This window comes from Pseudarthrobacter sp. alpha12b, assembly GCF_054130495.1.
In genome coordinates this window covers 1944744-1970974 of sequence record NZ_CP196746.1, presented here as the reverse complement: position 1 = coordinate 1970974, position 26231 = coordinate 1944744, and the positions used below count along the sequence as shown (strand labels likewise).

Annotated in this window: 23 protein-coding genes; 6 read left to right on the top strand and 17 right to left on the bottom strand. The window is 59.7% G+C overall.

Going from position 1 to position 26231, the window contains the following annotated elements; genetic code table 11:
• Nucleotides 1-661 precede the first annotated feature (661 nt).
• The 7 genes from ACTAQI_RS09000 to ACTAQI_RS08970 all read right to left on the bottom strand — a co-directional run bounded on the left by ACTAQI_RS09000 (nucleotide 662) and on the right by ACTAQI_RS08970 (nucleotide 9440).
• Nucleotides 662-2293, bottom strand: a complete 1632-nt coding sequence (locus ACTAQI_RS09000; RefSeq protein WP_457950673.1) for a DUF2142 domain-containing protein — start codon at nucleotides 2291-2293, stop codon at nucleotides 662-664.
• Complete coding sequence (locus tag ACTAQI_RS08995; RefSeq protein ID WP_457950672.1) at nucleotides 2290-3309, bottom strand: substrate-binding domain-containing protein; 1020 nt, start codon at nucleotides 3307-3309, stop codon at nucleotides 2290-2292. Before ACTAQI_RS08995 ends, ACTAQI_RS09000 begins: the two co-directional genes overlap by 4 nt.
• Nucleotides 3310-3426: 117 nt before the next feature.
• Complete coding sequence (locus tag ACTAQI_RS08990; RefSeq protein ID WP_457950671.1) at nucleotides 3427-5403, bottom strand: DUF6541 family protein; 1977 nt, start codon at nucleotides 5401-5403, stop codon at nucleotides 3427-3429.
• Nucleotides 5400-6632, bottom strand: a complete 1233-nt coding sequence (locus ACTAQI_RS08985) for a lipopolysaccharide biosynthesis protein (RefSeq protein ID WP_457950670.1) — start codon at nucleotides 6630-6632, stop codon at nucleotides 5400-5402. Before ACTAQI_RS08985 ends, ACTAQI_RS08990 begins: the two co-directional genes overlap by 4 nt.
• A gap of 33 nt (nucleotides 6633-6665) precedes the next feature.
• Nucleotides 6666-7709 carry a hypothetical protein gene (locus ACTAQI_RS08980; protein WP_457950669.1) on the bottom strand — a complete coding sequence of 348 codons (1044 nt, stop codon included), beginning with the start codon at nucleotides 7707-7709 and terminating at the stop codon, nucleotides 6666-6668.
• Nucleotides 7710-7746: 37 nt separating this feature from the next.
• Nucleotides 7747-8685 carry a glycosyltransferase gene (locus ACTAQI_RS08975; RefSeq protein ID WP_457950668.1) on the bottom strand — a complete coding sequence of 313 codons (939 nt, stop codon included), beginning with the start codon at nucleotides 8683-8685 and terminating at the stop codon, nucleotides 7747-7749.
• Complete coding sequence (locus ACTAQI_RS08970; RefSeq protein ID WP_457950667.1) at nucleotides 8682-9440, bottom strand: glycosyltransferase; 759 nt, start codon at nucleotides 9438-9440, stop codon at nucleotides 8682-8684. Before ACTAQI_RS08970 ends, ACTAQI_RS08975 begins: the two co-directional genes overlap by 4 nt.
• Before the next feature lie 163 nt (nucleotides 9441-9603).
• On the opposite strand from ACTAQI_RS08970, the gene ACTAQI_RS08965 reads away from it, so the two are divergent.
• On the top strand, nucleotides 9604-10485 hold the full coding sequence (locus ACTAQI_RS08965; RefSeq protein WP_457950666.1) for a glycosyltransferase family 2 protein: 882 nt from the start codon (nucleotides 9604-9606) through the stop codon (nucleotides 10483-10485).
• Nucleotides 10486-10584: 99 nt separating this feature from the next.
• Here the strand turns inward: ACTAQI_RS08965 and ACTAQI_RS08960 are convergent, their stop codons facing one another.
• From ACTAQI_RS08960 to rfbB, 4 genes are read right to left on the bottom strand one after another with little or no spacing between them, the layout of a single operon-like run.
• A complete protein-coding gene (locus ACTAQI_RS08960; RefSeq protein WP_457950665.1) occupies nucleotides 10585-10959 on the bottom strand; it encodes a DUF2304 domain-containing protein in 375 nt (124 codons plus the stop codon).
• Between the two features lie 22 nt (nucleotides 10960-10981).
• Nucleotides 10982-11713, bottom strand: a complete 732-nt coding sequence (locus tag ACTAQI_RS08955) for a glycosyltransferase family 2 protein (protein ID WP_457950664.1) — start codon at nucleotides 11711-11713, stop codon at nucleotides 10982-10984.
• Entirely contained in the window at nucleotides 11710-13134 is a 1425-nt protein-coding gene (locus tag ACTAQI_RS08950) for a sugar nucleotide-binding protein (RefSeq protein WP_457950663.1), read from the bottom strand. The genes ACTAQI_RS08955 and ACTAQI_RS08950 overlap by 4 nt, the downstream gene beginning before the upstream one ends.
• 3 nt (nucleotides 13135-13137) lie before the next feature.
• Nucleotides 13138-14136: a dTDP-glucose 4,6-dehydratase gene (gene rfbB, locus ACTAQI_RS08945; RefSeq protein ID WP_457950662.1), complete on the bottom strand. Its 999-nt coding sequence runs from the start codon at nucleotides 14134-14136 to the stop codon at nucleotides 13138-13140.
• A gap of 55 nt (nucleotides 14137-14191) precedes the next feature.
• Between rfbB and rfbA the strand changes: the two genes are divergently transcribed.
• On the top strand, nucleotides 14192-15061 hold the full coding sequence (gene rfbA / locus ACTAQI_RS08940; RefSeq protein WP_457950661.1) for a glucose-1-phosphate thymidylyltransferase RfbA: 870 nt from the start codon (nucleotides 14192-14194) through the stop codon (nucleotides 15059-15061).
• A 60-nt stretch (nucleotides 15062-15121) separates the two neighbouring features.
• Here the strand turns inward: rfbA and ACTAQI_RS08935 are convergent, their stop codons facing one another.
• Nucleotides 15122-17626: a GH25 family lysozyme gene (locus ACTAQI_RS08935; RefSeq protein WP_457950660.1), complete on the bottom strand. Its 2505-nt coding sequence runs from the start codon at nucleotides 17624-17626 to the stop codon at nucleotides 15122-15124.
• Nucleotides 17627-18364: 738 nt separating this feature from the next.
• Here ACTAQI_RS08935 and ACTAQI_RS08930 point away from each other — a divergent pair.
• Both ACTAQI_RS08930 and ACTAQI_RS08925 read left to right on the top strand, forming a co-directional pair.
• Nucleotides 18365-19450 carry a CpaF family protein gene (locus ACTAQI_RS08930; protein ID WP_457950659.1) on the top strand — a complete coding sequence of 362 codons (1086 nt, stop codon included), beginning with the start codon at nucleotides 18365-18367 and terminating at the stop codon, nucleotides 19448-19450.
• The gene (locus ACTAQI_RS08925) at nucleotides 19344-20975 is read left to right on the top strand and encodes a recombinase family protein (RefSeq protein ID WP_457951024.1); all 1632 of its coding nucleotides are present in this window, start codon (nucleotides 19344-19346) and stop codon (nucleotides 20973-20975) included. Before ACTAQI_RS08930 ends, ACTAQI_RS08925 begins: the two co-directional genes overlap by 107 nt.
• A 182-nt stretch (nucleotides 20976-21157) precedes the next feature.
• Here ACTAQI_RS08925 and ACTAQI_RS08920 read toward each other — a convergent pair whose 3' ends face one another.
• Nucleotides 21158-21751: a recombinase family protein gene (locus ACTAQI_RS08920; RefSeq protein ID WP_457950658.1), complete on the bottom strand. Its 594-nt coding sequence runs from the start codon at nucleotides 21749-21751 to the stop codon at nucleotides 21158-21160.
• A gap of 175 nt (nucleotides 21752-21926) precedes the next feature.
• On the opposite strand from ACTAQI_RS08920, the gene ACTAQI_RS08915 reads away from it, so the two are divergent.
• Nucleotides 21927-22724 (top strand): DUF6414 family protein, encoded by a 798-nt coding sequence (locus ACTAQI_RS08915; RefSeq protein WP_457950657.1) that lies wholly within the window; start codon nucleotides 21927-21929, stop codon nucleotides 22722-22724.
• A 158-nt stretch (nucleotides 22725-22882) separates the two neighbouring features.
• Nucleotides 22883-23110 carry a hypothetical protein gene (locus ACTAQI_RS08910; RefSeq protein WP_457950656.1) on the top strand — a complete coding sequence of 76 codons (228 nt, stop codon included), beginning with the start codon at nucleotides 22883-22885 and terminating at the stop codon, nucleotides 23108-23110.
• Here ACTAQI_RS08910 and ACTAQI_RS08905 read toward each other — a convergent pair.
• From ACTAQI_RS08905 to ACTAQI_RS08890, 4 genes are all read right to left on the bottom strand, one after another.
• Nucleotides 23107-23715: an HNH endonuclease gene (locus ACTAQI_RS08905; protein WP_457950655.1), complete on the bottom strand. Its 609-nt coding sequence runs from the start codon at nucleotides 23713-23715 to the stop codon at nucleotides 23107-23109. The two genes, ACTAQI_RS08910 and ACTAQI_RS08905, sit on opposite strands and share 4 nt — an antisense overlap.
• 443 nt (nucleotides 23716-24158) lie before the next feature.
• Complete coding sequence (locus ACTAQI_RS08900) at nucleotides 24159-24674, bottom strand: hypothetical protein (RefSeq protein ID WP_457950654.1); 516 nt, start codon at nucleotides 24672-24674, stop codon at nucleotides 24159-24161.
• A 222-nt stretch (nucleotides 24675-24896) separates the two neighbouring features.
• Nucleotides 24897-25349: a hypothetical protein gene (locus tag ACTAQI_RS08895; protein WP_457950653.1), complete on the bottom strand. Its 453-nt coding sequence runs from the start codon at nucleotides 25347-25349 to the stop codon at nucleotides 24897-24899.
• Nucleotides 25350-25416: 67 nt separating this feature from the next.
• Nucleotides 25417-26037, bottom strand: a complete 621-nt coding sequence (locus ACTAQI_RS08890) for a hypothetical protein (protein WP_457950652.1) — start codon at nucleotides 26035-26037, stop codon at nucleotides 25417-25419.
• Between the last annotated feature and the right edge of the window lie 194 nt (nucleotides 26038-26231).

The following is a 26231-nucleotide window of genomic DNA, read 5'->3' as shown; positions in this document are numbered from 1 at the left end:
CAGCCTGGTGGTTGAGCGGGCACGGCGCGGTACCTGGGGCGTGGATTCAAGAATGACAGCCGGTCGCACGCTGGCTCTTCACGGTACCAGCGGTACTCGGACCAGAGCACCTCCACCGTGCCAGCGACCGCAACATCGCGGAGCCGCTGGAAGCGGCGCTCCTTCCGCCGGGAGGCAATGACACCGCAGCTTAGGCACCCCGACGGGTGGTTGGTTTCGATGATGACCTGCCGCTGGCCGGCAGCGATGGTGGTGGAAATGACGCGGTAGTCAGGCGCGTCGAAAAGTATGATGGCAGCATCGGCTGCGACCCCAGTAGGCTCGATCACGGGTCGTGGTCCTGTTCCAGGTCAAATGCTGGCCACACTTATCCCAGCAGGGCCATGGGCTCCCTTGTCTTCAACCACACGAACTCAATTCCCCACCACGAAGAGCCGGTAAAGCGGGTCCAGCCTCCGATCTCCACAGCCAACCCAAATGCGGTCGTTAGCTGGATGCCATGCAGACACATCGGCGCAGCAATCACCGGGGTATAGCGGGACGCTTCGGCAGTGGCGGCGACCTGTTTGTCGATGCGTGTCAGGTGAGCGGCGAGTAGCTCGGCTGAATAGACCTCACGGCTTCTTGAGGTGACATCAGCGAGCAGCCACTACCTCCCAAGTCAGACGACCGGGGCATCAGTGTGCTGGGGACGGCCGGCGGCCGACGGCTTGGCTGGTCCCCGGTGAAGCTGGGGTTTCGGCCCTCGGCGGCTGATGAGGCTGTGGCCGGGGTAGAGGTAGCGGAACAGAAGTTCCAGTCCGGCGGAAGCCGCAACCAAATACAACACGGTCAGCAGCAACCAACTGCCGGGAGGTTGCCAATGCGGAGATGAGAACAATGTCTGCCAGTTAGCAGACTCACTGATGCCCACGACGTACCGCCTTAGGACGTAGACATATGTCAGGGTATGGCAGCCGGCAATGAACCAGAAGACGATCCGAGCGACTCTGGCCGCAGCTGGCGCTGGGTTGAAGCGCAGGCGCCGGAGACCCAGCCCAACGCTGACAAGTAGCACAACAACAAGTGGAAGAGTGTAGCGTCCTTGCCAGATGAAACCCATGGATCGCCACAGCACCGTTTGGAGGAGAGCAGGCACGATGTAAAGCATGGCCAATGACACCCAATAGCCTGACCAGCTACGCAACGGCCGGACGCAGAAAGGCAGGACAAGGGCGACGATCATGAGGCCTCCCCATACGAGCATCACAAGTTCAGGCGCTGGTGTATCCAGCCATCCCATGACGCCTATGTACTGGGGGAAGAAATTGAACGTGCGATCAAGCATGATCATGAATCCGCGGTAAAGGGGTGCATCAGGGTGCGGGCTTGCGATGCCGTCGGGTGCAACCCCGACGTTCGCTGGCCCATGCGCAGCTACATAAATCCACAGGAGACCCAAAAGAGTTCCGGGAACTGTCAGCGCTACGGCCGTGAGCACCCGTTTGTCTTTGAAGACCTGGATAGTCCTTTTCAACCTGAAGGAGCAAACGCCAGCGACGAGAGCGCACAGGAGCCATACAAGCGAGATTTGACGCGCGTTGGCCAACACCACTGTTGAGGCACCAATTGTCACCAACGCCGGAACAACGGTCGAAGTGTTCCGCCAGTTATCCAGTACAACAACGAAACCGGAGAAGGCCGCCAGAGTTGCCGCAATCTCCAGGGAATTTGGGTTGATACCTCCACCGAGGAAAAGGACCATAGGGGTCATGGCGACGGCGGCCATCAGCACAGCATAACGTGGCCTCCGCAATTCAGTCAGGGCAGTGAATCCGGCTGCGAGGAAGACGGAACAGACAACAGCGCTGATGAGCCGCATTGCGTAGATTGCCGGCGCGCCCGACATCACCAACGTGGGAAGGCCAACAAGCCAGTAGTACATCGGGTTATACGATCCGGCCGAGGTCACGCCGATATTTGTGTAGGTATCGTCGGCATAAACCGGAGGGGCGCAGTCGGCAGCCTGTGCGGGGTTGAATTTGTAGCATCCCTGTGTGTGAAGGTTTGCAATGTAATCAGGGACCTTGACATGAACGCCATGTCCAAACGAGGCACCCTCTTCAACAACCACTTGGCCACGCACCACCGCGGCCGCCTTAATGGTGTGGGCGGGCTCGTCAGGGAAACCCATCAGGGGTGTAGCAATCGACCACAACGCGAGTAAGGCAGTGAACAAGGCCGTCAGCAGGACGAATGTCCGGAACGGACGTGGAATTGCACGTCGCGTTCTGATCCGTTCAGCAACGCTCATTGCGCGGCTCCGATTCCCCGCACCAGCGATAATCCGTCATTGATGGCCTTCTTGCTCGGTGACACGACAAAGGAATAGGAATTCGCATCCTTTTGGGCTTTCTCTCCCAGAAGCGACTCGCCAAAGGAGCGAACCAGGCGGTTCAGTGGTTCCTCCGCGTATTGCCGGCAAACCTGGACGTAAATTACTGTCGCCAGGCCATAACCTGATCCGGAATCGAGGGTCTGGACGGTGGATCTTGCGGTTGTCTTGACCTCACCGGCAGCGACAGCATCCACGACGGAGGAAGCATCCATTTTTCTGACATGCCCGGCGAAAACGAGTTGAGCAGCCGTAAACCGGTTTCCTATCAAACTGCCGTCAAGGATGGTGATGCCGCCGTCTGCGTCATCAAGCTTGTTGGCTAAGTCAGACGGCTGCGACCGTGTTTGTCCCTTCACACCGGATGGCCACAGATCGGGCTGCTCCGGGTTCCATGGCAGACCGGACGACCTAGCAAGGTAGTCATTAACTGTGCGGGTGGATTCTGAGGGGCCCTGCTCCGTCAAGACTGTGATGGCAACATCCGGGAGCGATTGTCCGGCATTCAGAGCTGCAATTCGAGGATCATTCCATCTGTCGATGGTGCCAAGAAGTATCCCCGCAAGCGTGGGCGCATCCAGAACGATGTCGCTGACCCCTTTGATTTTAACGGCGACACCCACCGGGAGGACTCCTGCCGCCAACGAAAGTGCGCCAGCGGAGGTGCATAGTCCTGCCACCGTTGCTGCCTCTGGGTCGGAGAGCGAACTGCCACTCGCAGAGAAGTGCGCCTGCCCGTCGCGGAAGGCCGTCAGCCCGGCAATGGAGCCGTCAGGGGAGTAGCTCACGGATGCCCCCTTCACTTGGCTGCTCCACGAGACACTCCAGGCACTCACGGCACCTAGTGCGGATTTGCTGCCGATTCCCGTCAGAGCACCCTGGACCGTGTCCGGTGGCGTCTCCGAGCAGGCTGATAGAGAAAGTACCCCGGCCATATACGCTGCTATGCATAGTCTGACGGTTCGCGCAGAAACAGAAATCACAGCTCCAGCCTAACGGGCGACTCCGGGGTGTCTGGACATGCCCAACGCCACGCGGCTGCCCAAAGGTCTTCAGGCACATGCGTTGACACGGTAAAGCTTTGCATCGGGACCTTCCGAATCGATCAGTTCAAAACCCGGGGACGCGCCAATGTTCGTAACCCCCTGAAACTCATTTGCTCCGTCGAGGTCAATAAGATACTGGTTGCCGAAATCGAGCACGAACTGCACACCTTTGAGGCGCAGGGCGTCGCAGATGGGGGGTGATCCAGCATCGAACTTCAGGCGCTGGTCTATGAGCGACCGGGTGGGGTCCTTACCAGAGAACAAGTGCGCGGTGAGGACTTTCCGCCCGGTGTAGGCATAGACCAGGGAACTGCCGTTCCAAGGGTTGTCAGCGATCACCGCGTCTGCGGGAACGTGGTCGGGAACTCTTAGCAATAGGGTCTTCTCGTCCGGATTCAAGAGATGAGAGCGAGCGTCAAAACGGTAAACCGTGGAGGCCCCGGAAATGTAGTGCGACGTGGGGCCCACAAACGTTGCCCCCAACGCCACGGTCACAGCCACTGCGACCCCCAGTACGGTTGCACCCGTCGCTCTGGATGGCACCCAGCGGCGCTGGAGGACCGAGGAGACAAGGCGTTCCGCGACGCTTGACTGCCGCCAAAGATCCCACAGGCGCAAGCCGCCCAGCACTGCCAGGGGGGTGGCAAACAATGGCAGCAGGGCCGCCAGCCGGTAGGTGTCCTGGTACCAGGTGCCGATGAGTAGGTCCCGAAGTGTGCCCACGGGAGCAGCAGCGGCAACTACATATAGAGCAGCTGCTGCTCCGTAGCATGCCGCCAGCCACACCATCCGCCGGCCTCGAAAGGCAAAGTAAAGGCCGGACACGGACAAGACTGAAACCACGACAGCAGGTATTGCCAGTTGCATGGGGCTGACCGTCAGGATCTCTCCAATAGCAGCCCCCGGTTTGACCGTCGGACCCCAGTTGTCATAGGGAGCGGGTCGAAGTTTCAACCAGGATGTCACAGCGAGGCCCAGTGCCAGGATCGTCTTAAAGGAATATACGGCGAGTCGTCGCCCACCATTCCGCGACAAGGAAGACAGGCTTCTGAAGCGCTTCCACCATACGACGACGAGGAATGGTGCTGTGAGGGCCAGCAGTGTGTTGATCGAACTTGTGTGCGCCAAGGCGAGGCCGCCGATGGCCAAAAGCAGAGATGCAGTCCACGCTTTCGGGGTGCCGCCCACTCCTCGGGCGACGCCCGCAAGGATCAGCACTGCAGTCACTGCCGACGGCATCATGGCAACCGCCAACGCGTAAGGGAACAAGGGGCCCCAAACTATCATCAGGTAGGGGAACGCCACCTGGGAACTTGCCATGATCGACGTGAGAATCATTGCCGCAGGTCGGCGTGAGATCGTCGACGCCACGAGAAACAAGCACGACATGGGCCAGACCACACCGGAGACCGCCAAGTTCAATGCGTTTTGCGACGTCGGTATATCGATTCCTGTCAATTGCACCAGAAGTGCTGCCATTGAGTGCCAGGCGGCCGGATACACTGCGTCGAGCCCCGTGACTCCCTGCAGTGAAGCCAATGTCAGGGAAGACGCATTTCCAGTGTCCAGGATGAAACGAACGGCGTTGAGATGGAATACGTTGTCGAACACTTGCGCAGGGTTTCCCGGCGAACCAACAAGCTGCACGAAGCGCCACGTGATGAGAACCAGTGCAACCGAAACCGACACGTACGGAAGGACCTCGCGGGTCGTCTTCATTTTGGGAAGTGGGACCCGGCGAGTAAGGAGCAACGACAGGCCAGCCAAGGCCAGGGAGACTCCGAGATAGGGAATGATGCTCCAGCGGATACCAAATGCACCCGTTAGGACCCCTGCGAGGCCGGCAGCTGCAGTCGAGTGAAGAGGTGCCATACCGAAAACGGCGCCAGGCCCGAACTTAAGACACCTGGCGATGGCTGCCCCGGGCAAGTACAACAGTACGATGGCGATGAGCATCATTGGCAAGAAGCCGATCCATGTCATGGAGCTACCTGCTTCGTAGCGCTGTTCACGTCGGGATCACGCAACATGCGGAGCACGATGCGCATTTGAATTGCCGTGACCACTATTTCGCCCAAGGCCAGGCCCAACGCGCCGCCCGGCCCGCCCATCAGACCGGCAAGGATGATCATTGCTGGAACTCCAACCAAGGCGCCCGAGATCGTACTGGTCAACACTGTGCGCATACGATTGGCCGGGACCAACCAGTGCGCCCCGGTGGAACTGGTGACGCAGACCAGCAGAAAAGACAGCCCAAACCAGAAACAGGTCCAAAAGTCTGCCGCCAGGGCAGCGCTGAAAAGAAGCGACGTTGCCCACGGGCCTGCCAGGGCAAGCACGAGCCAGCCCACTATGCCCAGGCCGGACAAAGCAATCAGCGAGTATTTCCGACGTCGGGCATGGTCGCCGCCGAATTCGCTTACCCAGCCTTGCAAGCTGTTACCAAGCGCCGCTGTCGCGAGCAGACCGATTCGATACAACTTTTCCGCGGACACGAATGGTGCTGCACCGCTGGCTGACACCATGAACTGCACAATGATGATAGGTGTTGACGCGTAGGAGCCGGCCGCCACAGTGACTCCGGCCCCCGCCCTCAACGCCCAGATCTCGTGGATAACACGGCCGAGGGACAAGCCACGGAAATCTACCTTTCGGACGTAGTGCGCGTTGAAAAGCAAAGTCCCGGTAAGACCGAGCACAAGGAGTGCCGCGGGGTAAATCCAAATTTCCCCAATGGTCAGCAGAACCGGGATTACGCCAAGCGTGGCGATCATCCGCGGTACCACGTCATACTTTGCGATCCTTCCGGGATGGCCTGTCGCTATGCAGTACCAAGCAGGAGTTAGCCCGGACGCAGCCTGGGCGCACGCCATGAGGAACGCCAGCCAATAGCTGGCTGGGTCGCCGGCAAGGTAAAGAACCACAGCCATCACGGGAACGGTGACCAGAAATGTCAGCGAACGGGTGGTGAAACTGACGGCATAGTGCCGCCGTCGAACTGCCGCATCGGGTGAGGCTGCCACCGCCGCCGGCCCAGTGAGGGACCAACCGAGGCCGACCACAATTGCTGCAATGGACCCGATCGCCTGGCCAAGCGCAAGTGCAGTCCACACGGGTGCACCGCCGACTCTTGCGACAATGGGCAGCAGGATGAAGGATGCCAGCGAAGCGATCAACGGCAGACCCGCGAACGCGGCGATCCTCTTGATCATCCTCTCAATCCTCCAGGTGCCTCCACAAGCACTCTAGAGGTAGTCATAAGCATCCTTGCCGAGCCGGTTATTGATGAAGATGTCGGCTACTTCTTTGCGGAAGCGGTCCCTTTCGCCCGCAATTGCGGTCCGGTAGGCATCTTGCTTGCGAACCTCCTGCGGCAGGTTTTCAATCAGCCCGGAAAGTGCGGCGGCAGTTGAAGCCACCTCGTTCGTATCCGGCGTAATTTTGTGTTCCCACGGAATCGGCACGTCCGCGAAGTAGGCTCCGGAACCACGGCGGGCAACAACACTCAGCGCTCCGGACAGTGCTGCTTCCCGCGGCATCCTGTCCTTGCCGGGGTGGTGGCCGAGGTCGAGATAGATCCCGCAGCCCTGCAGTGCTGCGATAACCTCTCCACGTGACATGCCCTGAATCGGCAGCCACTGAATTGACGGATCGGCTACCTTCTTGACTTCCTCGATAATGTGGGCCCCCTTGGCAGGGTTGTAAGTCACAACATGTGGGTTCCTCTTGGCTTCATCCGCGGGGCCGAACTCCCCGCTCGGTGTGAAATCGGAGAGGAGGGATGGGACCGTGTTCAGGCGGCAGGCGATGAAGGACCACGCATATGAGGACTGAACGAGGTGAACGATGTCACGGCGCTTCCGCATTTGCAGGGGGGTATCGCCGTGCTTGAGCATGCGCAGGAAAGGAACCCAGGTTTCCTCGATCTTCGCCGCCAAATTCTTCGTGCTTCGCTGCCATTGCCGTTCCGCCATAAAGGTCAGCGCATTGTCGATGCTTAGCCACCAGATCATCTTGGTTGCGTGCTGGAAGCCGAAGACCTCCTCGATAAAAGTCTCAGGGACCACAACGAAGTTGCCCGGCGCGTCCTCGATCGCGTCTGCTTCAGGTGCATCATAGACGGAGTATTGGGCAACGCGGTCACGGTCCGCGGTTGTGTGGTGGGGGACAAGATAAGCGTCCTGGCCCAGTTCGCGAAGGGTCGACACAAGCTGGTGAAGGGCCTCCGGCCCTCCGGTCCGCAGACCACGGTGGTAGAGGACAAAAATCTTGGATGCGTTATGGCTCACAATACTCTTTCAATATCACAGACTGGACTGACGCAGGTCAACGCAAACGCGAAGCGAGCGCTTCGTCGATCTTCCCGAGACGACCCCTCCGTGCGTCCCTTGCCCCCGCCGTGGCGGCGATGAGGTGCTTCCGCCGGTCGGGGCCGTAGAGGAAGCGAACGATATGGCTCTGTACTTCCATGTACATGCGTCGCAGGACCCAGCCAGGCTGTTTTGCCCAGAATCGATGGGCCATCACGAGGGAGTTTCGGGTGATGTAGTAGACCCGGAATGGAGGGTGGTAATAGACATTGAGTTTCTTCTGGCCGATGCGCACCCTCCAGCCGAGGATCATCATTGGCCTGGCATTTCCGAGACTGTGCACGAGGTTGCAGCCATGACCGGCCAGGGAACGAAGACCACGGTCGCGCAGACGGGCGTTGAATTCAGTGTCAACACAGTCTATGAAGAATTCTTCGTCAAAGTAGCCCACTTCATCGAAGACGCCACATCGAACCAGGCTTCCGCTGGTCATTGGATCAAAGACTTCAGGCTCGCTTGTTCCGCCGAGAGCGGGAAGGAGAACACCATTGTGCGATTCCGCGCAAACCATACCCACGCTCTCCGGATGCGGCGAGGAACGAACCGTTGCTAAAGCGGCGTTGACATAGTCACCTGAAAAGCGCGAATCCTGGTCCATGGTGACAACCCACTCGGGGTGCCATCGGTTCCGGGCTTCCCTAATACCGGTATTGAGGGCCGCAGCGATACCAGAATTAGTTTCCAGGCGAATGACCGCAGCTCCCAGTGCTTCCAGAGCAGCCAGCGTGGACTGGACGTCACGGCTTGAGCCATCATCGACAACAACGACGCGACTAACGTATCGGAACAACCAGTCAATGTTTTCGACAGTTTCCGGTCCCGGATTGAACGTGGATACGACGGCGCATACTTCATTGTTTTGCTGGACATGTTCCAGTGGTCCGCTGCTTGTCATGCCGGCCTTGAGTTGCTGGAGCGGCGGATCGCTACTACCAGATTCCGGATGAACGCTATCCGCGCCCGGACGATTTTCGATATCGATCGAACCCCATGGGGGGTCAGATTTTCTCCATGCAGACGATGCAGAATTGTGTCTTTTTCCAGGTATATGATCGAGCGGTTCACGTTGCCAACCATGGCAATCCACTGGTCATGCGACTCCGTCATATGTTGCGGAAAAGGCAGGACCTGATCAAGGATGCGTTTTCGGACAGCCATGGCGCAGCCCCAATGCAGGCGGTAGCCGACGATTATCCCAATAATGTTTCGCACGGTACGGGACGAATCCTCGGCTCGAAGCCGTATTTCGTGAAAAGTCCCGAGAGGACCATCGAAATGTTTGCAGTTGCTAACCACAACATCCTTTCCGTCCAGTGCTGAAATCATCTCCTCCACACGTCCGGGCAGCCAGAGGTCGTCTTGGTCCGACAGGAACACAAACTCTCCGCGGGCTGCGCTGAGGGCTCGATCAAAGGTGCGGACGTACCCTGCGTTTGTCGCCGCAGAGATCAGGCGGATCCGCGGATCACCGATGCCCTTGACAACCCCCACCGTATCGTCCGTGGAGTGATCGTCCACGACGATCACTTCGTCTGCCTGGCCGAGTTCCGGCAGGATAGACCGGATCTGCTCTTCGATGTGGAGGGCGCCGTTGTAAGCAGCCATACATACGCTGACGCGCGGATTCACGTTCGGTTGGGGGTCCAGCAAGATTGTTTCCTTTCAGGCCCCCGATCTGCGCCGGCGGGGCGGGGCCGGTCCTCAGCAGTCTAGCAAGGCATGTGGCTGGAACCGGACACTGAGGCGTCAACTATAATCGTTGGGAAGCCGCCGAGTTCTTCGCGCGGAGCCCACGGAAGGAATCCCAAGGTCCATGACCGTTGACGTAATGCTGCCCTACTACGGCGATGTCGATCAGATGAAGCTCGCAGCCCGAAGCGTGATGAACCAGGAGAACAAAGACTGGCGTCTCATCGTTATTGACGACGGTTACCCGGATCCGGAACCGGAGCGCTGGTTCTCATCTATTACGGACCCGCGCGTGACCTACCTCAAGAACGAGCAAAATCTCGGCGCGAACGGCAACTACCGAAAAGCCTTGACCCTGGTTGAGTCCCCTTACGTGGTCATCATGGGGGCTGATGACATAATGCTCCCCAACTACCTTGACGTGGTGGTGGGTGCTTTCGAGGAGTACCCCAAGGCAGACGTTGTCCAGCCTGGCGTACAAGTGATCGATGAACAAGGGATCGCTTGCACACCACTCGTGGATGCAGTCAAGAAGATCTACGCTCCAAAGACCAGCGAGCGGATCGAGCTCAAGGGTGAAGCCATGGCAACAAGCCTGGTGCGCGCAGACTGGGCTTACTTCCCTTCTCTTGCGTGGCGCGCAGAAACGGTAAAACGCATTGGCTTCACGGAGGGGCTTGATGTAGTCCAGGACCTGGCCCTACTGCTGGACATTGCTGCAGAACATGGCTCCATGGTGGTTGATCCGGTCTTGGCCTTCCTTTACCGCAGGCACTCTGCCTCGGATTCTTCTGTCAGGGCTTTGGACGGCCGGCGTTTTGACGAAGAACGCCGCTTTTTCCAGTCGCAGGCTGAGAGGTTCACCAGCCTTGGTTGGAAGGGCGCCGCGCGTGCGGCCAGCCTCCATACCACATCCCGGCTGAATGCTGCCACCCTGGTCCTAAAGGCAGTGCGGAAAGGCAAATTTGATTCTCTGCCCCGGCTGGCAAAGCATATTGTCCGTTAGCCGGTGACAACGAACTCCGCTAGCCGGTAACAACGAAAAAGGACGTCCTTGAAAGGGCGTCCTTTTTCGTGCCCGATGCCGGGCGCTCTGCCGTGACCGTTATTGCGTGCCGTTGGGCTGCGGACTGTCGCCGGTTCCGCTGCCAAGCTGTTCCTTGACCGTAGTGAGTTCGGCCCTCAAAAGGGCGACTTCTTCGCAGAGGATGCGGACCTCGTCTTCAGCCTGGGACTGCTCGCGGGAGAGATGCAGGCAGACGCCCACCAGGAGCACCAGCGTCATGATGAATAGGAGGTTGGCCGGGACCTGGATCCCCAAGAGCCCACTGGCTTGCTGCAGGAGCGAGGGGAATGCGGAAAGCAAAAGTGTTCCGATGCCGATGACTATCCATAGCACTGCGTATTTTTCACGCAGTTTCTGCCGGCGGAGCATTTCAAAAACAAAGAAGAGGATCGCCACGACGACGATGGAGCCCATGAGGAGCGACATTTTTGGATTCCTAGTTGGTGGACGGCTCGGTTTTCTTCCGCGTCAGCGCGAACAGCAGCGCCATTCCTGAGCGGCCGAGGTAGATGGCGGCCTTCATTGGGTCATGGCTGGGTGTGCCCCCTTGGCGGGCGCGCATCGAGACCGGTACTTGTTTTACTGTGCAGCCTGAACGGATGGCAACAACAAGGGAATCTATGGTATCGCCGAGGTATTCTGCGGGATAGTGATCCACATACTGCCGGATGGCCTTGGTGTTCGCTGCCCGGAAACCAGACGTAACGTCCGTCAAGGGGGTTCCGGCGATTCGGGATATTGTCCATGCGAGCACTTTCATGGCCCATTTCCTTGGCCCCCGCACCGTGTAATTACCCTTATCGGCGAACCTGGCACCAATCGCGATGTCGGCGTGCTGAAGCCCGTCGAGTACAGCCTTGATGTCCCTTGGGTCATGTTGGCCGTCAGCATCGACCTGGATCACGCGGCTGTAGCCGTGGGTTTTTGCGTACTTAAAGCCCGTGCGCATAGCGCCGCCAACGCCCATGTTGAAGGGAAGCTGCAGTACGGTAGCCCCTGCTTCACGGGCGACACTGGCTGTTTTATCCCTGGAACCGTCATCGACGACGAGAATGTCGCACGGCGGGCCGAATTCGAATACCTCCCGGACCGTATTGCCGATGGCCTCGGACTCATTCCAGGCCGGCATGATCACAAGGGTGTCCGGATGACGCAATGGGGCGTTCAAGACTCGACCGATCCATTCTTCAAGTACGCCGCCAGACGGTCGCCTGCGGGAACGGGCTTGAAGCCGGCAGTCTTGATCTTGGACAGGTCAAGAACACTGTTCAGCGGTCGGGGCGCAGCATTTTTCCCTTCGAAGTATTCCTTGGTACTCACACCCGTCACCGAGGACCTACTTTTGCCTGATAACTCGTAGACGTCAGCTGCGATGTCCGCCCACGACTGTGGCTCGCCGTCGTTGCTCAGGTTGTACGTGCCATAGTGTGCGCCTGTGTCCAGCAAATGCCGGATACCCGCCGCGATATCTTCGGTGAAACTGAGGCGCCCGAACTGGTCGTTCACCACCGAGGGCTCCACTCCCCGTGACGCGAGCGAGGCCATGGTGCTGACGAAGTTGTTGCCTTCGCCGATCACCCAACTGGTGCGGACGATGTAGTGCCGGGGAACTACGCTGACGACGGCGTCGCCCGCTGCTTTGGTCTGCCCATAGACGCCAAGCGGCGTGAGTGCTTCCGCCTCCGCGTGGATTTCCTTGGCGCCATCGAAGACGTAGTCAGAGGAAACATGGACCAGGGTGAGGTCATGCTCAACGGCAATTCGCGCAAGCTGCGTCAACGCGGTCACGTTGGTGGCCCAGGCGGCTGCGCGCCCCTCCGAAGTCTCCGCAGCGTCAACGGCCGTGTAGGCCGCCGCGTTGATAACCGTGGAATAGTTCTTCCAGTTGCGGTCTTTGAAGGCGTCCGGACTGCCGAGGTCGAACTCACTTCGCGATGCGAACTCAACGGAAGTGTCGCCGTCGTACTTTTTCCGCAGTGCCTTACCCAGCTGGCCGTTGGCCCCGATTACCAGGGTCTTCTTCGGTGGCATGGGTACGACGTCCGCGAGGCGGGGGTGCGCCTTGTCCTTGTCGGACAGTTCGGCTTCGGAGAGCGGAATGGGCCATTCGATGGCCGCGGTTTCGTCCGCCAGGTTCAGGAAGGTGTACTGACCCTGCGCGTCCGCGGACCAGTGGTCATTTACGAGGTATGTGTAAGCCGTCGAATCTTCAAGGGTCTGGAAAGCATTCCCGACGCCCCGGGGAATGAAGATCGCCTGGCTCGGGTCCAGCTCCGCGGTGAAAACGGCACCAAACGTGGGTCCCTGGCGCAGGTCAACCCAGGCCCCAAAAATCCGTCCCGTGGCCACCGAAATGAACTTGTCCCATGGCTCTGCGTGGATGCCCCTGGTGGTACCTGCCTTCTCGTTGAAGGAGATGTTGTTTTGTACCGGCCGAAAATCCGGCAGGCCCAATGCAACCATCTTTTCCCGTTGCCAGTTTTCCTTGAACCAGCCACGGTTGTCGCCGTGGACAGGAAGATTATAGAGAACGACGCCGGGAATGGGCGTTTCGTGGATGGTGAGCTTTTTGGAGAACTCGATGGACATGCCTTACTGGCCCTGTTCCTTGTACTTGGCTTCGGTGGCGGCCTTCTGCGGACGCCACCAGTCCTCGTTGTCCCGGTACCAGGCGATAGTGTCCTCGATGCCGGTATCAAAGTTGGAGAACCGGGGTTCCCAGCCGAGTTCGGTCCGCAGCTTTGTGGAATCGATCGCGTAGCGCAAGTCGTGGCCGGCCCGGTCGATGACGTGGTCATAGGCGTCCGGCGCCTGGCCCATGTGCTTCAGGATCAGTTCAACGACGTCCTTGTTGTTCTTTTCACCGTCGGCGCCAATCAGGTAGGTCTCACCGATGCGCCCCTTGGCAATGATGGCGAGCACGGCGGAGGAGTGGTCGTTGGCGTGGATCCAGTCACGGACGTTTTCCCCCTTGCCGTAAAGCTTGGGCCGGATGCCGTCGATCACGTTGGTGATCTGCCGGGGGATGAACTTTTCCACGTGCTGGTAAGGGCCGTAGTTGTTGGAGCAGTTACTGATGGTGGCCTGAAGCCCGAATGAGCGGACCCAGGCACGGACCAGCAGGTCGGAGCCGGCCTTCGTGGAAGAGTACGGGCTGGACGGGTTATAGGGGGTCTGTTCCGTGAAACGCTCGGGATCATCGAGTTCGAGATCGCCGTAGACCTCGTCTGTGGAAATGTGGTGGAAGCGCTTGTTGTGCTTCCGCGCTGCTTCGATGAGGGTGTAGGTGCCGATGATGTTGGTGTCGAGGAAAGGCCGTGGGTCGTGCAGGGAGTTGTCGTTGTGCGATTCTGCTGCATAGTGGACCACTACATCCGCGCCGGCCACGAGTCCGTCCACGAGGGCGGGGTCAGCAATGTCACCCTGAACGAATGAGAAGCGGTCTGCTGGAAGGCCCTGCAGCGACGCAAGGTTGCCGGCGTAGGTCAACTTGTCCAGAACAGTGACGTGGTCTTCCGTGTTCTCAATAACGTAGTGGACAAAGTTTGAGCCAATGAAGCCGGCGCCGCCGGTAACAAGAAGTCGCTGCATAATTCCCAAGACTACCGGATTTGCCGCTGCACTTAGCTAAAGGAAAGATGGGTGCATGCGCGGAATAATACTCGCCGGCGGTACCGGCTCGAGGCTCCATCCCATCACTTTGGGCGTCAGTAAGCAGTTGGTCCCGGTGTACGACAAGCCCATGATCTACTACCCGCTCTCCACCTTGATCCTTGCGGGCATCCGGGACATCCTCATTATCACCACCCCCCATGATGCGGAGCAGTTTGAACGGCTCCTCGGTGACGGTTCCCGGTTTGGTGTTTCGATCACCTACAAGCAGCAGCCGTCACCCGATGGCCTCGCACAGGCGTTTGTGCTTGGTGCCGAGCACATTGGGGATGACAGCGTGGCCCTTGTCCTGGGTGACAACATCTTCTACGGGCACGGCATGGGCACCCAGCTGCGGCGCTTTGAGAATATTGACGGTGGGGCTGTGTTTGGCTACTGGGTAGCCGATCCGAAGGCATACGGCGTTGTGGAGTTCGGCGAAAACGGCAAAGCAGTCTCGCTGGAGGAGAAGCCGGCCGAACCGAAGAGCCACTATGCAGTGCCAGGCCTCTACTTTTACGACAACGACGTCGTGGACATCGCAAAAAACCTCAAGCCGTCTGCCCGGGGCGAGCTGGAGATCACCGACGTCAACCGCACTTATCTTGAGCGCGGCAAGCTGCAGGTCGAGATTCTTCCGCGGGGGACAGCATGGCTGGACACGGGAACGTTCAATGACCTGAACGACGCGTCGAACTTTGTGCGGACCACGGAGAACCGGCAGGGCCTCAAGATCGGGGCTCCCGAAGAAATCGCCTGGCGCCTGGGGTTCCTCACGGATGATGAGCTGCGCGAGCGGGCGGAGCCTCTCGTCAAGAGCGGGTACGGCTCTTACCTCATTAATCTGCTGGAACACGGCCGCTAAGCCAAAACGAGAAGAGGGGCGGGACCGCGAAAGCGGTCCCGCCCCTCTTCTCGTGTCTGGTCAGTTGAGCCGGATTTTTGCTCCGCCTGCGGAGGTCCAGGTGATGGTCCCGCCCTGGAAGGTCTGGCTGCATGAAAGCTTGTCCGCGGTGCATGTCTGGCCGCTTGTGGGGAACGCCAAGGCACCGTTTTCGAAGCCCTGCCCGGCCCAGCTCTGTTGAATGGGCCCGGGCATCATCACCTGGGCGCCGCTGGCGGCAGACCACATGATGGTTCCCTTCTCGAAGTTCTGGAAGCAGCCACCGTTGCGCAACCCGCAAATGACACCGCTGGTGGGGTAGCCGAGCGAGCCGCCCTCGAAGCCTGTCGTGGCCCACTTGTCCCGAATAGGCGCCGATGACATGATTTGGGCTCCGGTGGTGGGCGAGTACATGACGGTTCCGTTTACGAAGTTCTGGAAGCAGCCGCTGTTCCGCAGGCCGCATACCTGGTCGCTCAGCGGGTAGCCGAGAATCCCATTTTCAAATCCGGAAGCTGCCCATGCGTCACGGATCGGACCGAACGGCAGCGCGTGTGCCCCGCTGGCGTTGGACCACATCACTGTCCCGCCAAGGTAGTTCTGGAAGCAGCCTGCGCCGACGAGCCCGCAGATTACATTTGAGGCAGGATAACCGAGCGCTCCGTTTTCGAAACCCTGCTTCTGCCAGAGGTCGCGAATGGGCCCCAGCAGGCTGGGTTGCGCACCGGCAGCGGGTGAGTACATAAGGGCGCCCTTGGCAAACATCTGGAAGCATCCGCCGTCCTTGAGGCCGCAGACTTGTGCGGACGTAGGGTAGCCGAGGGCCCCTCCGGACGCACCAAGATTCGTCCATGCCTGGGCCATGGCGCCAGCCGGGATTGTCTGGATCTGAGTCGTGGCGGAGTAGGCGACGATGCCGTTTTCAAAGGGCTGCCAGCATTCGCTCTGAACGGAGCCGCAACTGGCCGGGCCGGTCGGGTAGCCCAGCTTGCCGTTTTCGAAGCCCGATTGCGTCCAGTAGTTGAGGATCCGACCTGTCACGGCGTAGGCCCCCGACCCGGGCGAGAAAAGGATGCTTCCACCCTGGAACAGCTGGTAGCAGCCGCCACCTCGAAGTCCGCAGACTTCCTTGGCCAGGGGGAATCCGATCGGTTCCCCCTTTGCCCGCGCTGCCTTCCACGTGTCACCGATGCCCATGTAGATGGGCCAGGCGCCGGCTGTGGATGTCGATCCGATGACCCCGCCGGTGAATTGCTGCGTGCAGTCAGACGCCGTGCAGGTTGCATCGTTGCTTGGGAACCCCAGGAGGCCATTCTCAAATCCGTCCTTGGCCCACGCGTCCAGGATTGGTCCTGCTTTTACCAGGTGGGCGCCGCTGGAAGGGCTCCAAAGCGCCGACCCCGCCTGGAAAAGCTGGAAGCATCCGCCGGACCGCAGTCCGCACGTCGCATTGCTCGTTGGGTAGCCCCACGGGCCGTTCTCGTAGCCCTGCGCTGCCCAGGAGTCCCTGATGGCGCCGAACGGAACGAACGCGGCACCCGTGGCCGGGGACGACATGATGCTGCCGCCCTGGAAGTTCTGGAAACAACCGCCGTTCTTCAGGCCGCAGATCAGGTCACTTGTCGGATAGCCTGCCGGGCTGCGTTCTGCGCCGAGGGCTTGCCACGCGCCGGTGACAGGCCCTGCCGATACAGCGAAGGCTCCTGAGGCGGAGGACCACATGACCGTTCCACCTTGGAACCCCTGGTAGCAGCCGCCACTGGTCAACCCGCACGTGATGGCGGTAGTTGGGCTGCTCAGTGACGGGTGGCTGCTTGCATAGGCTGCGATTTGCTGGGTCGCCTGGGATGGGACCTGAATAGCGGGCGTGCTGCTTCCCGCAAAGCGCTGGAGGGATGCGTAGTCGCCGTTCCAAACATTCGAGTCGCCGGCAAGGGGCCCGGTGCTGCTGTACTGCCAAATGCTGTAAGTGCTCCAGCTTGCGGGGACGGTGCCGGCGTTATCGCTGGGGGAGCTGGGGTACGCTGCGACCCAAAGCGGGTAGTCGCCAAAGCCGGTCTGGGTACCGAGGCACTGGTTCCACCAGCTCGTGTTGGTGTAGATCACCGGGAGGCGCCCCGTAAGCGAAAGCATCGTATTGCCGAAGTCCCGGACCCAGGAAGCCAGTTGGCTTGCGGACATGCTGTAGCAGGTGTTGCCAGGGGTGTACCCCGGGATATCGGTCCGTCCCGCGTATGGGTTGAACTCGAAGTCGAGGACCGGCGGCAGGGTGTATCCATCGGCTGACCAGCCGCCGCCGTTGTTAACGAAGTAGCGCGCCTGGTCTGCCCCGGAAGACCAGTTGGGTATTGCGAAGTGGTAAGCGCCGCGGATCATGCCGACGTTTCTGGCTCCCTGGTACTGCGCCCCAAAGTAGTCGTTCGTCATGTAACTGCCTTCGCTGGCCTTCACATACGCAAACCGGGCGCCCATGTTCCACTGCTGTTGCCAGTCGACGTTGGGCTGGTATCCGCTGACGTCCAGCCCTTGGACACCAAACGAAGGCATCCACGTGCCTTGAGTGGCCAGTGACTCCGTATTGAGCTTCTGGACAGCTGCGGAGGGGGATGAAGAGGTCACCCGCTTTGAACGCTGCCCCATTTGGGCCCCGCCGGTTCCAATGGCCTTTGCCATGGATTCAGCGGTAGCCGACGCCGGGGAACTCGCTTGGGCGGAAGGTTGCGGAGACGCCGTGGTTGTGGGCGTCGGTCCTGCAGTGGCCTGGGCCGGGGACGGCGTGGCGGTTGGCTGTGGCGATGGCGCTGCGGAAGTTTGGGCTGGCGCAGGCGTGGGGCTGGGCTCGACCGCAAAGGCCACTCCGGCTATGCCAGGGCCGAGGAGCAACGAGACGGCCAACAGGGCGGTCCCGAGAGACCTCAGGACTAGGCGACGGGACTGAGACAGGTTCCGCTTCATATGTGCTCCGGAGACAATGCGGCGCTCCCCCGAGCACCTCTTTGGATACTGCTCAGGTGATTTCCCCAGGAAGGCACCTGATAGTGCTATTTCGATAAATAACGCGCTCACCATAGCACCCGTGTTACTAGCGGAACCAGTGATTCTGGTGTTACTTATGTGAATCCTGTGGTCATCTGGATGGAATCCTGAGCACTCGCGGGGAGAATCTTGAGGTTCCTCGGTTATCCACAAACGCTAATGATGACTTGTTGCGGCAGGGGCACGCTCCCTAGGCTGTACCCCAGTCGCACTGCCTCCGCCGGGGGCGGCAGTTGTATGGGGGAACATATGGACGCGCTGGGAATTGTCGAGGACGAAGTCCGCGAGCTCATCCGTCGCCGCGGGCTGGATCCGCTCAGGCAGGCAGGAGAGGTCCGGCGGCTCGTCGAAGCCGCGGTCACTGACTACGACGAGCGGGCCTTGATGGGGCCTCTGCCGCCCCTTGGTCCCCTTGACGCAGCCCGCCGGTTCCTCTTCGACGCCGTCGCAGGGTTTGGTGTACTTCAACCGCTCCTCGATGATCCCTCGATCGAGGAGATTTGGCTCAACGCACCCAACGAAATCTATGTGGCGCGCAATGGTGAGTCAGAACTGACCTCGCTGAGCCTCACGGAGCAGCAGGTGCGTGATCTCGTGGAACGCATGCTCAAAAGCTCCGGTAGAAGGCTGGACATGTCATCGCCATTTGTCGATGCCGCGTTGCCGGACGGCTCGAGACTTCACGTGGTCATCCCAGATGTGACCCGCCGCCACTGGGCCGTGAACATTCGCAAGTTTGTAGTGAAAGCAAGCAGGCTTGAACATCTCGTGGACTTGGGAACGCTGTCCCCGCAAGCAGCACGCTTTCTCGGTGCGGCAGTGTCCAGCGGCCTTAACATACTCGTTTCCGGGGCAACCCAGGCAGGCAAGACCACCATGCTGAATTGCCTGGCGGCCAGCATCGGAAGCCGGGAGCGTGTCATCACCGTGGAGGAAATCTTTGAACTCCAGTTTCCGCTCCGGGACGTGGTGGGTCTTCAGTGCCGTCAACCGAACCTCGAAGGGGAGGGTGAAATTCCACTCCGCCGGCTGGTGAAGGAAGCACTGCGCATGCGTCCGGACCGGCTGGTAGTGGGGGAGGTGCGCGAAGCCGAGAGCCTGGACATGCTCATCGCACTGAACTCGGGCTTCCCGAACATTACTCATGCACAATGCACTATAGACTGGCAGCGTGACCATACGCGCTTTCATCTACACCCGCATTTCCCAAGACAGGGGAGCGGAAGGTCTGGGCGTCCAGCGCCAAGAAGAAGCTTGCAGGGAGTACGCGGCACGCCACGGCATGGAAGTGCTGGAGGTGTTCAGCGACAACTCAACATCTGCGTTCAGCGGTAGGACTCGACCTGCCTACGTTGCCATGCTCAAGCGGCTGGAGGCCCGGGACGTCGAAGCAGTCATCTGCTGGAGGATGGATAGGCTGCACCGCCGCCCAATGGAGTTCGAGGAGTATGCAGAGGTCTGCATAGGGAAGCGGACAGATACGCCGATCCTGACATACCCGGTTACGGGTGGTGGAGTCGTTGACCTTTCCACCGCAGACGGGTTGCTCCGAGCGGGCATCATGGGGCAGGTGGCAAGGTTTGAGTCCGCCACCAAACGAGACAGGGCAAGGGCCAAGGCTGAACAATTGGCCTCCGACGGTCGTTGGACTGGCGGCAGGCGACCGTTCGGGTGGAACGTAGAGAACGGGCGCTTGGTCCTCAACGAGAGGGAAGCGGCGGCGCTCGCGGCGGCGCACTCCGAAGTGCTTGCGGGAAGGTCCCTTGGCGCGATCATCGCGCAGTGGAATGAAGAGGGCTGGGATGGAGAGCCGCTGATGACCACGGCCTCTAAGCCGTGGGGATACGCACAACTACGCCAGGCGCTCCTGCGCCCCCGGAACGCCGGTCTCTATGAGTTTCGCGGGGACGTACTAAGCCGAGATCAAATCCCGCCCATAGTTTCGGAGGCTATCTGGCGTGCAGTCGTTCGGGTTTTGGAAGCACCAGAACGGCGGCGCTCGCAGAGCAACAAGGCCGTTCACCTCCTGTCGGGAATTGCGCAGTGCCACTGCGGCCAGCCCGTACGGTCGGGGACCGTATATGGTCGGAAGGACCCCACGACCGGGACCAGAAAGAAACACATCGCCTATAGGTGTCCTTCCAAGGGCGAAGGGCACGTTGGCAAGCGTGAAGAGTACGTGGACGCTGCGGTGGAATTTTGGGTGTTCCGGTACATATCACAGACAGTCGGGGCTCAATCTGAGAGCCCCGAGGACAAGGTGGAACGGGAAACCATCACACTTGAACTGGAAGCGCTCGGAGTGCGGGAGCGGGAAGCTGGCAGTGCGCTCGCCGCCGGTGACTTGACGGTTGGTCAGATGAGGGAGTTCAACGAAGCAATCCGCCGGCAGCGTGAGGCCCTTGAGGGGCGTATGGCCGAGCTTGGCTTTCACCAAAGCGAGGACCTGGACCCTCTAGCAAAGTTCGACCGCGAGATGTTCACGACAGAACAGCGGTTCAATGAATGGCTGGCCTTGCCGATCGACGATCGGCGCGACTACATCCGCTCACGATTCCACGTAATCCTCCACCCCCACACCGAAGGATCGGCACGCACCTTCGATCCGAACACCGTCAGTGTCCACCTGAAGAAGCCGGGGGAGGCCCGTCGCCTACTGGATGGCGACGAGATTGCTACCTTGGAGCGCACCTCTCTCGGCGACGACCCAGGTAAGTGGCTTCAGCGCTTCCGAGACAACCGGTTCGGCAACACTTTCGACAGGTCCCGCAAGCACAACGAGAGGTTTGCGAAGGCAGCGGAAAAGGATGCCACCTTTGCGGCGATCAGAGAAGAGATACTCAGCAGGAAGTCCTCATAGGCACGCCCCCTGCCTGCCTGCCTGTGACTGATGATGCAGGAGGGATTTTAAGGCCCTCAAATTGCTTGGGAGTACCCGGGGGCCACCGCGCCCTTGTTAGGCCCTTGTGGGTCGTCCCCGGGCGGTGTCTGTGTGTGTCCGAAGGAACGGCTGACCCCCGGCAACCCGGGGGTCGTTAAAGGCTATTGCTTGTCGGTTGTGCGAAGTGCTTCAATCCGGCGGTACAAGGTTGCCCTGGACATGCCGTAATCCCTTGCGACCTGTGATGCTGGCTGGCCTGACTCAATCAAGCGGATAGCGTTCTTGATCTGGCTTGTCGTGAACTGAGCCTTACGTCCACCGAGGTCCTTTCCGGCGGCGCGGCGCTTGCTCACACTGTCACCGATGCGCTCCCGTTTGATCTCCAACTCCATCTGAGCCAGTGCGGCGAAGATGGTAAGCATCATCTGTCCGGTGGGCGTGCGCGTGTCCACGTCCCCGCCCCCCAAGTTGAGCACGCGGAGCCCGACGCCGCGTGCCTTCAGTTCCTCGGCAAGCTTGAGCATGTCCTGCGTGGACCGCCCCAAGCGGTCCAGCGTGGTGATAACCAATGTGTCTCCATCATGCAGAGCGCTCTTAGCCTGGGTCAGGCCGGGGCGCTCAGCCCTGCCGCCACTCACCCCGTGGTCCACATACAGGTCATCCCGTCGCACGCCAGCGGCGATAAGGTCCTGCTCCTGCCTGTCGGTGTCCTGTGCCTTGGTTGAAACCCTCGCGTAGCCGATCAGCTTTCCCATGGTCCTACTTCCTCTCTATGTGTCTCACAACAGTGTTTGATTACCTTGAACTTAACAGGAACTTTCGAGACAGTCCAACGAGACACATTGCTGGCACTTCCGTAGGCGGATGTGTCTCATAACCGAAGTGTCTTAAATCCCATGGGTTGTGAGACAGGCGATGTAGAGTGATCCCATGTTGCGCAACTTCCTCTACCTCAACACACAAGCTCTCAGTCAGTACATCGCCGCTTTGGAGGGTGGGCTCACTACGGAGGCCACAACCCGGTTGGTAAAGCGTGGCGGCGGCAAGGGTGGTGTCAACGTCAAGCTTGCCGATGCCTCTATGGAGCGTGGCCATGAGAATGAGGAAACGCGCAAGTACGCGGACACTCAAGAGGCGCAGTTCGACCGACTGCTGAAAGCCGCTGACCAGGATGCGGAAGCGCTCGCCTGGGTGGAGGTCACCCAGCCGGATCTGGACTTCAAGAACATTGGCGTGGGCGCAATGGTCTCGTGGGAATGCGAGGTCTATGTTCCAGAGTTCGTTCGCATGATGTCGGCGTCTGGCGAGATGGTTGGAGCGATTGACATGATGCGCACCCTGTTGCCCGCTGCCAAGAGCTTGGGGTTGCAGACTGAGGAACCGCTCCCCAGTGAGGACACGCTGGAAGCGACTTCCAACTTTCTCAAGGGCGTGAATGTCAAGGTGCTGGTAGTAGGAGACGACGAAACCTCGGAGTGGAAGGTCGCTGGCCAGATCAACGACCAATACCTGCATGGCGAGCTGGACGGACCAGCTCGTGTTGTGGGCAAGGTGACAAAGGTGATGTCTGCCGGGACATGGAAGCCATTTATGAGCTTCCCCGGAATGGGGGCGGGTTCCCGTGAGCAGCGTAGGAAGATGGAGCGGCAAGCTCCAGAAGCGGGCAAGGAGGACCAGTACCTGCACGGTCCAGCACTAATGCTCGACATCCTTGCGATCTACCGCTGACACCCACCTGCGTCCACTACTACCAAGGGGGGAGGGGGGGTAACCCCCGGCGCGGTTGCGCGGCCCCCCGGTGGTGTTAGCACCTCTTGTTGCGTACGGGTTCTGAAGTTTTCGACCCGTGGAAGGGGGCAGTTTGGATGGCTGGCATGATAACAACCATGACTTCAACGAAGCTCGTATTACTTGCCCTCGGCGTCATTGGCTCGGCTGCTGCGGTGATTGGAATTCTGTGGTCCGGGCGGCCAAGCGTGTTAGAAGATACTGACGGAACCCCTTACTTCAGCCCACAGCGCGGATGGGACAAGGCCCGTGGTCCACTGCTCGGCATCACGGGCGTGGCCATGAGCTTTGCGGCGACGGTGACCGGGCTGTTCATGCTGCCTTAGGTGCGGACGGCGAGAAGCGATCCGCTGGGGCGGAATAGTTCTTTGACGGAGGGAAACGAAGCAGGTCCCAGATCATACTCGAATGCCTCCCCGTCCAGACCATAAGGGAAGGGCTCTTCCCCGGGCTTACCACGTCCAACAGGAAGCCTTTTCAACGTGGCCCACAGCACCACACCCGGCTGCATGTTGGGAATCTTTGCTAGGTCCCGCAGAACAGCGTCGGGGTCATCCGACGCCCGGTGGTGTTCAAGCTCGCTGTTCCGGCGTTGAGTCATCGGCATAAGGTGATCCGGCCTTACGCACAAGGAATTTTGGCAAATGTGATCCAGCGTGAGTTTGGGTCGGTGGCCACCTACAAAGTAGTTATAGGAGAAGCGGTGCGCCAACCAGTCATGGTTGCCGATGCTGATCAAGCCGTAGCCTGGACGGACTTTTCCATCCGAACCGGATGCCACCTTATTCCTGCGGCCCGTCCACGGCCAGCACCCGAACAGGCCATCAAGGCCGTCGCGAGTCGGAGTGATGCCAGCAACAAACTTTTGCAGGGTGCGGTCGATCGCCTCGGCACTCCGGATAGGCTCCTTGAGCAGGAGCGGTTCATGCATGCGGCAGTATCCCTGCCTGGACTGATTGCCCTTCAGGCGGGCACTGCATCCGTCGGCTTTGCACTTGGGTAGCTTTCGCTGTTCTTGGCGGTAGTGCTTCTCACATAGGCCCTCGGCGTAGTGCGCGGGTGGCTTTTCGTGTCTGGGAAGCGTCACCAGACAACGAAGACAGCTCCGCTGTTGCGTTGCTTTCGGTCTTGCCATTACGAGCCTCGATCTGTCCTATATAACTACCGGGAAAGATCCTACCGGGAGTCGCGGATGCCACAGAATCAAAGGAACGCGGAAAGCAAAACCCTCATTTCGCACCAGCAAGAGTTAGGGCAATACCACTGCTGTTTCGGGGTGAAGATGTGGGGGCCGCGTAGCCTCAGCGAAGAGGCCCGTGGTCGCGGTGTCGTGTGCTCAAGGGGCATGGAGCCTGCAAGCGGAATGGCCCCCAGCTACCGGCCCAGTCCTATGGTCCAACCAAGAGCGCGGGCTTCCTCGCCCGCGAGCCCATGTTTCCAGGCGGTGGCGTAGACAGCCCACCAGCTTCTGAACGCGTGCGCCAGCTTAGCGTTCAGGGGTCCTCGGGCTTCGGCGTTACTGCCCCGGTTGTTGGCGATGAAATCAAGAACCTCAGGATGGGCGGCAATGACCGCGTCCTCCATGGTCATCCACATCTGGGAGGGGGAGGGGTATTTATGGTCAGTTCCAGCGAGGGTGTCCAAGTTGTAGAACCGTCCGCCGGAACCGTAGTCGGACAAGGCTGCGAGGAGCGGTTCTGTCCAAGAGACATCCACAGAGGCGAGGGCCGTGTTAAGCACTACTGGGGGATGGGTCGCCTCCTCAACTCGCTGCATGAGCAGAGCCATGGCTTCCCGATTCATCTTGGTAATGCCGTGGCTGTAGTCCTGCATCCGTCTGCGGTCGGGCCATGGCTCACCCATGGCCACCAAGGTCATCCCTATTGTCATCTTGAGCATCTTCTCGGATGCCAAAGCCAAGCAAGCCAGTACCGGGTCCGCATCGGTAGCGGCATTACTTAGGTGCTCCAGAGCGTTGACACCGTGAGTGGCAAGAGCCTGAGCTGATGTTGCCTCGGCTTCAAGGGTCAGAATGTAAATGGCAGACAGCCTTTCATAGCCGGGACCACGGCATCCGCTGGCGTGGCCAGCGCTAAGCAGCCAAGGGTGTGCTCAGATTGTTATGCCGGCAGCACGCAAAAGAGTGGGAACGTGAACCGTAGCCTGGAGTGGAGAAGGCTTCCACTTCAACACTTCCTGGATGAAGCCGCCCTTGTCGGCGGCTTCTTCGTTCCACCCCTTGTCCTGAACTGGCACGGCGAGCCAGTTCACCGCTTCTCCGGAGAGGGCATGAGTTGGCCATCCATAGAAGCTCAAGAAGTCCTCGTCTTCGCCCGTGAAAGGTGCGTTCTCGCCCACGCATTCCACTATCCAGTGGATTGGTACGGTGTCGACGTCCAGTTTCTTGCGCCAGAGGTCGAGCAGGCGGGACGCCGAAATCTCACTGGGTGTGTAGTCGTCCGAGATCCAGTCACTTTGGAGATACCAGTTGTAGACCAGCGGCTGATCGGTACGATCGGCTGCGCTGCCGTAACGAGTGCCCTTGAAATTCCAGCGGTTCTCCACCCTCGATGCTCCCTTAGTGCGGCGGTCAATCCCAGCCTGTAGTTTAGCTGCGTGGGGTGGCTCGGAATTACAGTCCAGCACGCGTCCCACGAGCCACGCTTGCCATGGCTTTCCTCATAAGCTGAGTCTCTCGATGCGCCGATACCTGCGAGACCATCCGGCAGGTTTCGATGACGTCCAATACCTCCGCCTGGGTCAGACCGTCACCGAAGGCAACATCCTCGCCAGCGCGAAGGATGTGCACCCTCTCCGTCCTGTTCCGGCGGCCAGCGGCCAGTAGGCTTTTCATTTCTCGCTTGGACCAGTCGGACGACGTAGAAAGCCCGACCTGAAAAAAGAACTGCCCAATTTGGAATGTGACAAGGTGAACGGCGTCAAGCCGTTCGCCGGAATTCGTTGAGGAATTGTCTGGCCCCCGTAGCTCCCGGGCTATGTTGCCGGACAGTGCTGAGTCCGTGTCAAGGACCCGCGCAACCTGAACTGTATTCGGCCCCAGCGCCTTGCGCTCAGCATTGAAGCGGTGGGTCAACTCCAAAGGGCTTTCCTGTTCCCGGCTGCGGTCGAGGTGGGTTCGCAAGAGAGCTATCTTGGTGCACCAAGTCGACAGCTGCTCGACCTGCTCGCTGGTGAGATGATCCAATTTGCCCCACGCCAGGTCAAAGATCATGTCTTTGATTGCCTCGTCCATGGGACGCATCCAGCCCCCATTGCAGTCTTTGCACACCTTTTTGACCCTGAGGTCGTACGGTGAAACCTGCTTTTTCTCGACTGGTGTCCGATCGCGCCCATCCCTATCCCTACCTATTTGGACTTGCCCTCCATCGCCTGAGGGGAAGTTCTTTTTCCAACTGTGCGGTAGGACGTGCTCGTCTGATGTGGCGG

Bases quoted from the DNA above. Each gene is read 5' to 3' on its own strand.
- ACTAQI_RS08985 (WP_457950670.1), bottom strand. From the start codon at position 6,632: ATGATCAAGAGGATCGCCGCGTTCGCGGGTCTGCCGTTGATCGCTTCG.
- ACTAQI_RS08975 (WP_457950668.1), bottom strand. From the start codon at position 8,685: ATGACAAGCAGCGGACCACTGGAACATGTCCAGCAAAACAATGAAGTA.
- ACTAQI_RS08930 (WP_457950659.1), top strand. From the start codon at position 18,365: ATGGACGCGCTGGGAATTGTCGAGGACGAAGTCCGCGAGCTCATCCGT.
- rfbB (WP_457950662.1), bottom strand. From the start codon at position 14,136: ATGCAGCGACTTCTTGTTACCGGCGGCGCCGGCTTCATTGGCTCAAAC.
- ACTAQI_RS08995 (WP_457950672.1), bottom strand. From the start codon at position 3,309: ATGGCCGGGGTACTTTCTCTATCAGCCTGCTCGGAGACGCCACCGGAC.
- ACTAQI_RS08900 (WP_457950654.1), bottom strand. From the start codon at position 24,674: ATGACAATAGGGATGACCTTGGTGGCCATGGGTGAGCCATGGCCCGAC.
- rfbA (WP_457950661.1), top strand. From the start codon at position 14,192: ATGCGCGGAATAATACTCGCCGGCGGTACCGGCTCGAGGCTCCATCCC.
- ACTAQI_RS08935 (WP_457950660.1), bottom strand. From the start codon at position 17,626: ATGCCTTCGTTTGGTGTCCAAGGGCTGGACGTCAGCGGATACCAGCCC.
- ACTAQI_RS08960 (WP_457950665.1), bottom strand. From the start codon at position 10,959: ATGGGCTCCATCGTCGTCGTGGCGATCCTCTTCTTTGTTTTTGAAATG.
- ACTAQI_RS08890 (WP_457950652.1), bottom strand. From the start codon at position 26,037: ATGGACGAGGCAATCAAAGACATGATCTTTGACCTGGCGTGGGGCAAA.
- ACTAQI_RS08915 (WP_457950657.1), top strand. From the start codon at position 21,927: ATGTTGCGCAACTTCCTCTACCTCAACACACAAGCTCTCAGTCAGTAC.
- ACTAQI_RS08920 (WP_457950658.1), bottom strand. From the start codon at position 21,751: ATGGGAAAGCTGATCGGCTACGCGAGGGTTTCAACCAAGGCACAGGAC.
- ACTAQI_RS08990 (WP_457950671.1), bottom strand. From the start codon at position 5,403: ATGACATGGATCGGCTTCTTGCCAATGATGCTCATCGCCATCGTACTG.
- ACTAQI_RS08965 (WP_457950666.1), top strand. From the start codon at position 9,604: ATGACCGTTGACGTAATGCTGCCCTACTACGGCGATGTCGATCAGATG.
- ACTAQI_RS08950 (WP_457950663.1), bottom strand. From the start codon at position 13,134: ATGTCCATCGAGTTCTCCAAAAAGCTCACCATCCACGAAACGCCCATT.
- ACTAQI_RS08910 (WP_457950656.1), top strand. From the start codon at position 22,883: ATGACTTCAACGAAGCTCGTATTACTTGCCCTCGGCGTCATTGGCTCG.
- ACTAQI_RS08905 (WP_457950655.1), bottom strand. From the start codon at position 23,715: ATGCATGAACCGCTCCTGCTCAAGGAGCCTATCCGGAGTGCCGAGGCG.
- ACTAQI_RS09000 (WP_457950673.1), bottom strand. From the start codon at position 2,293: ATGAGCGTTGCTGAACGGATCAGAACGCGACGTGCAATTCCACGTCCG.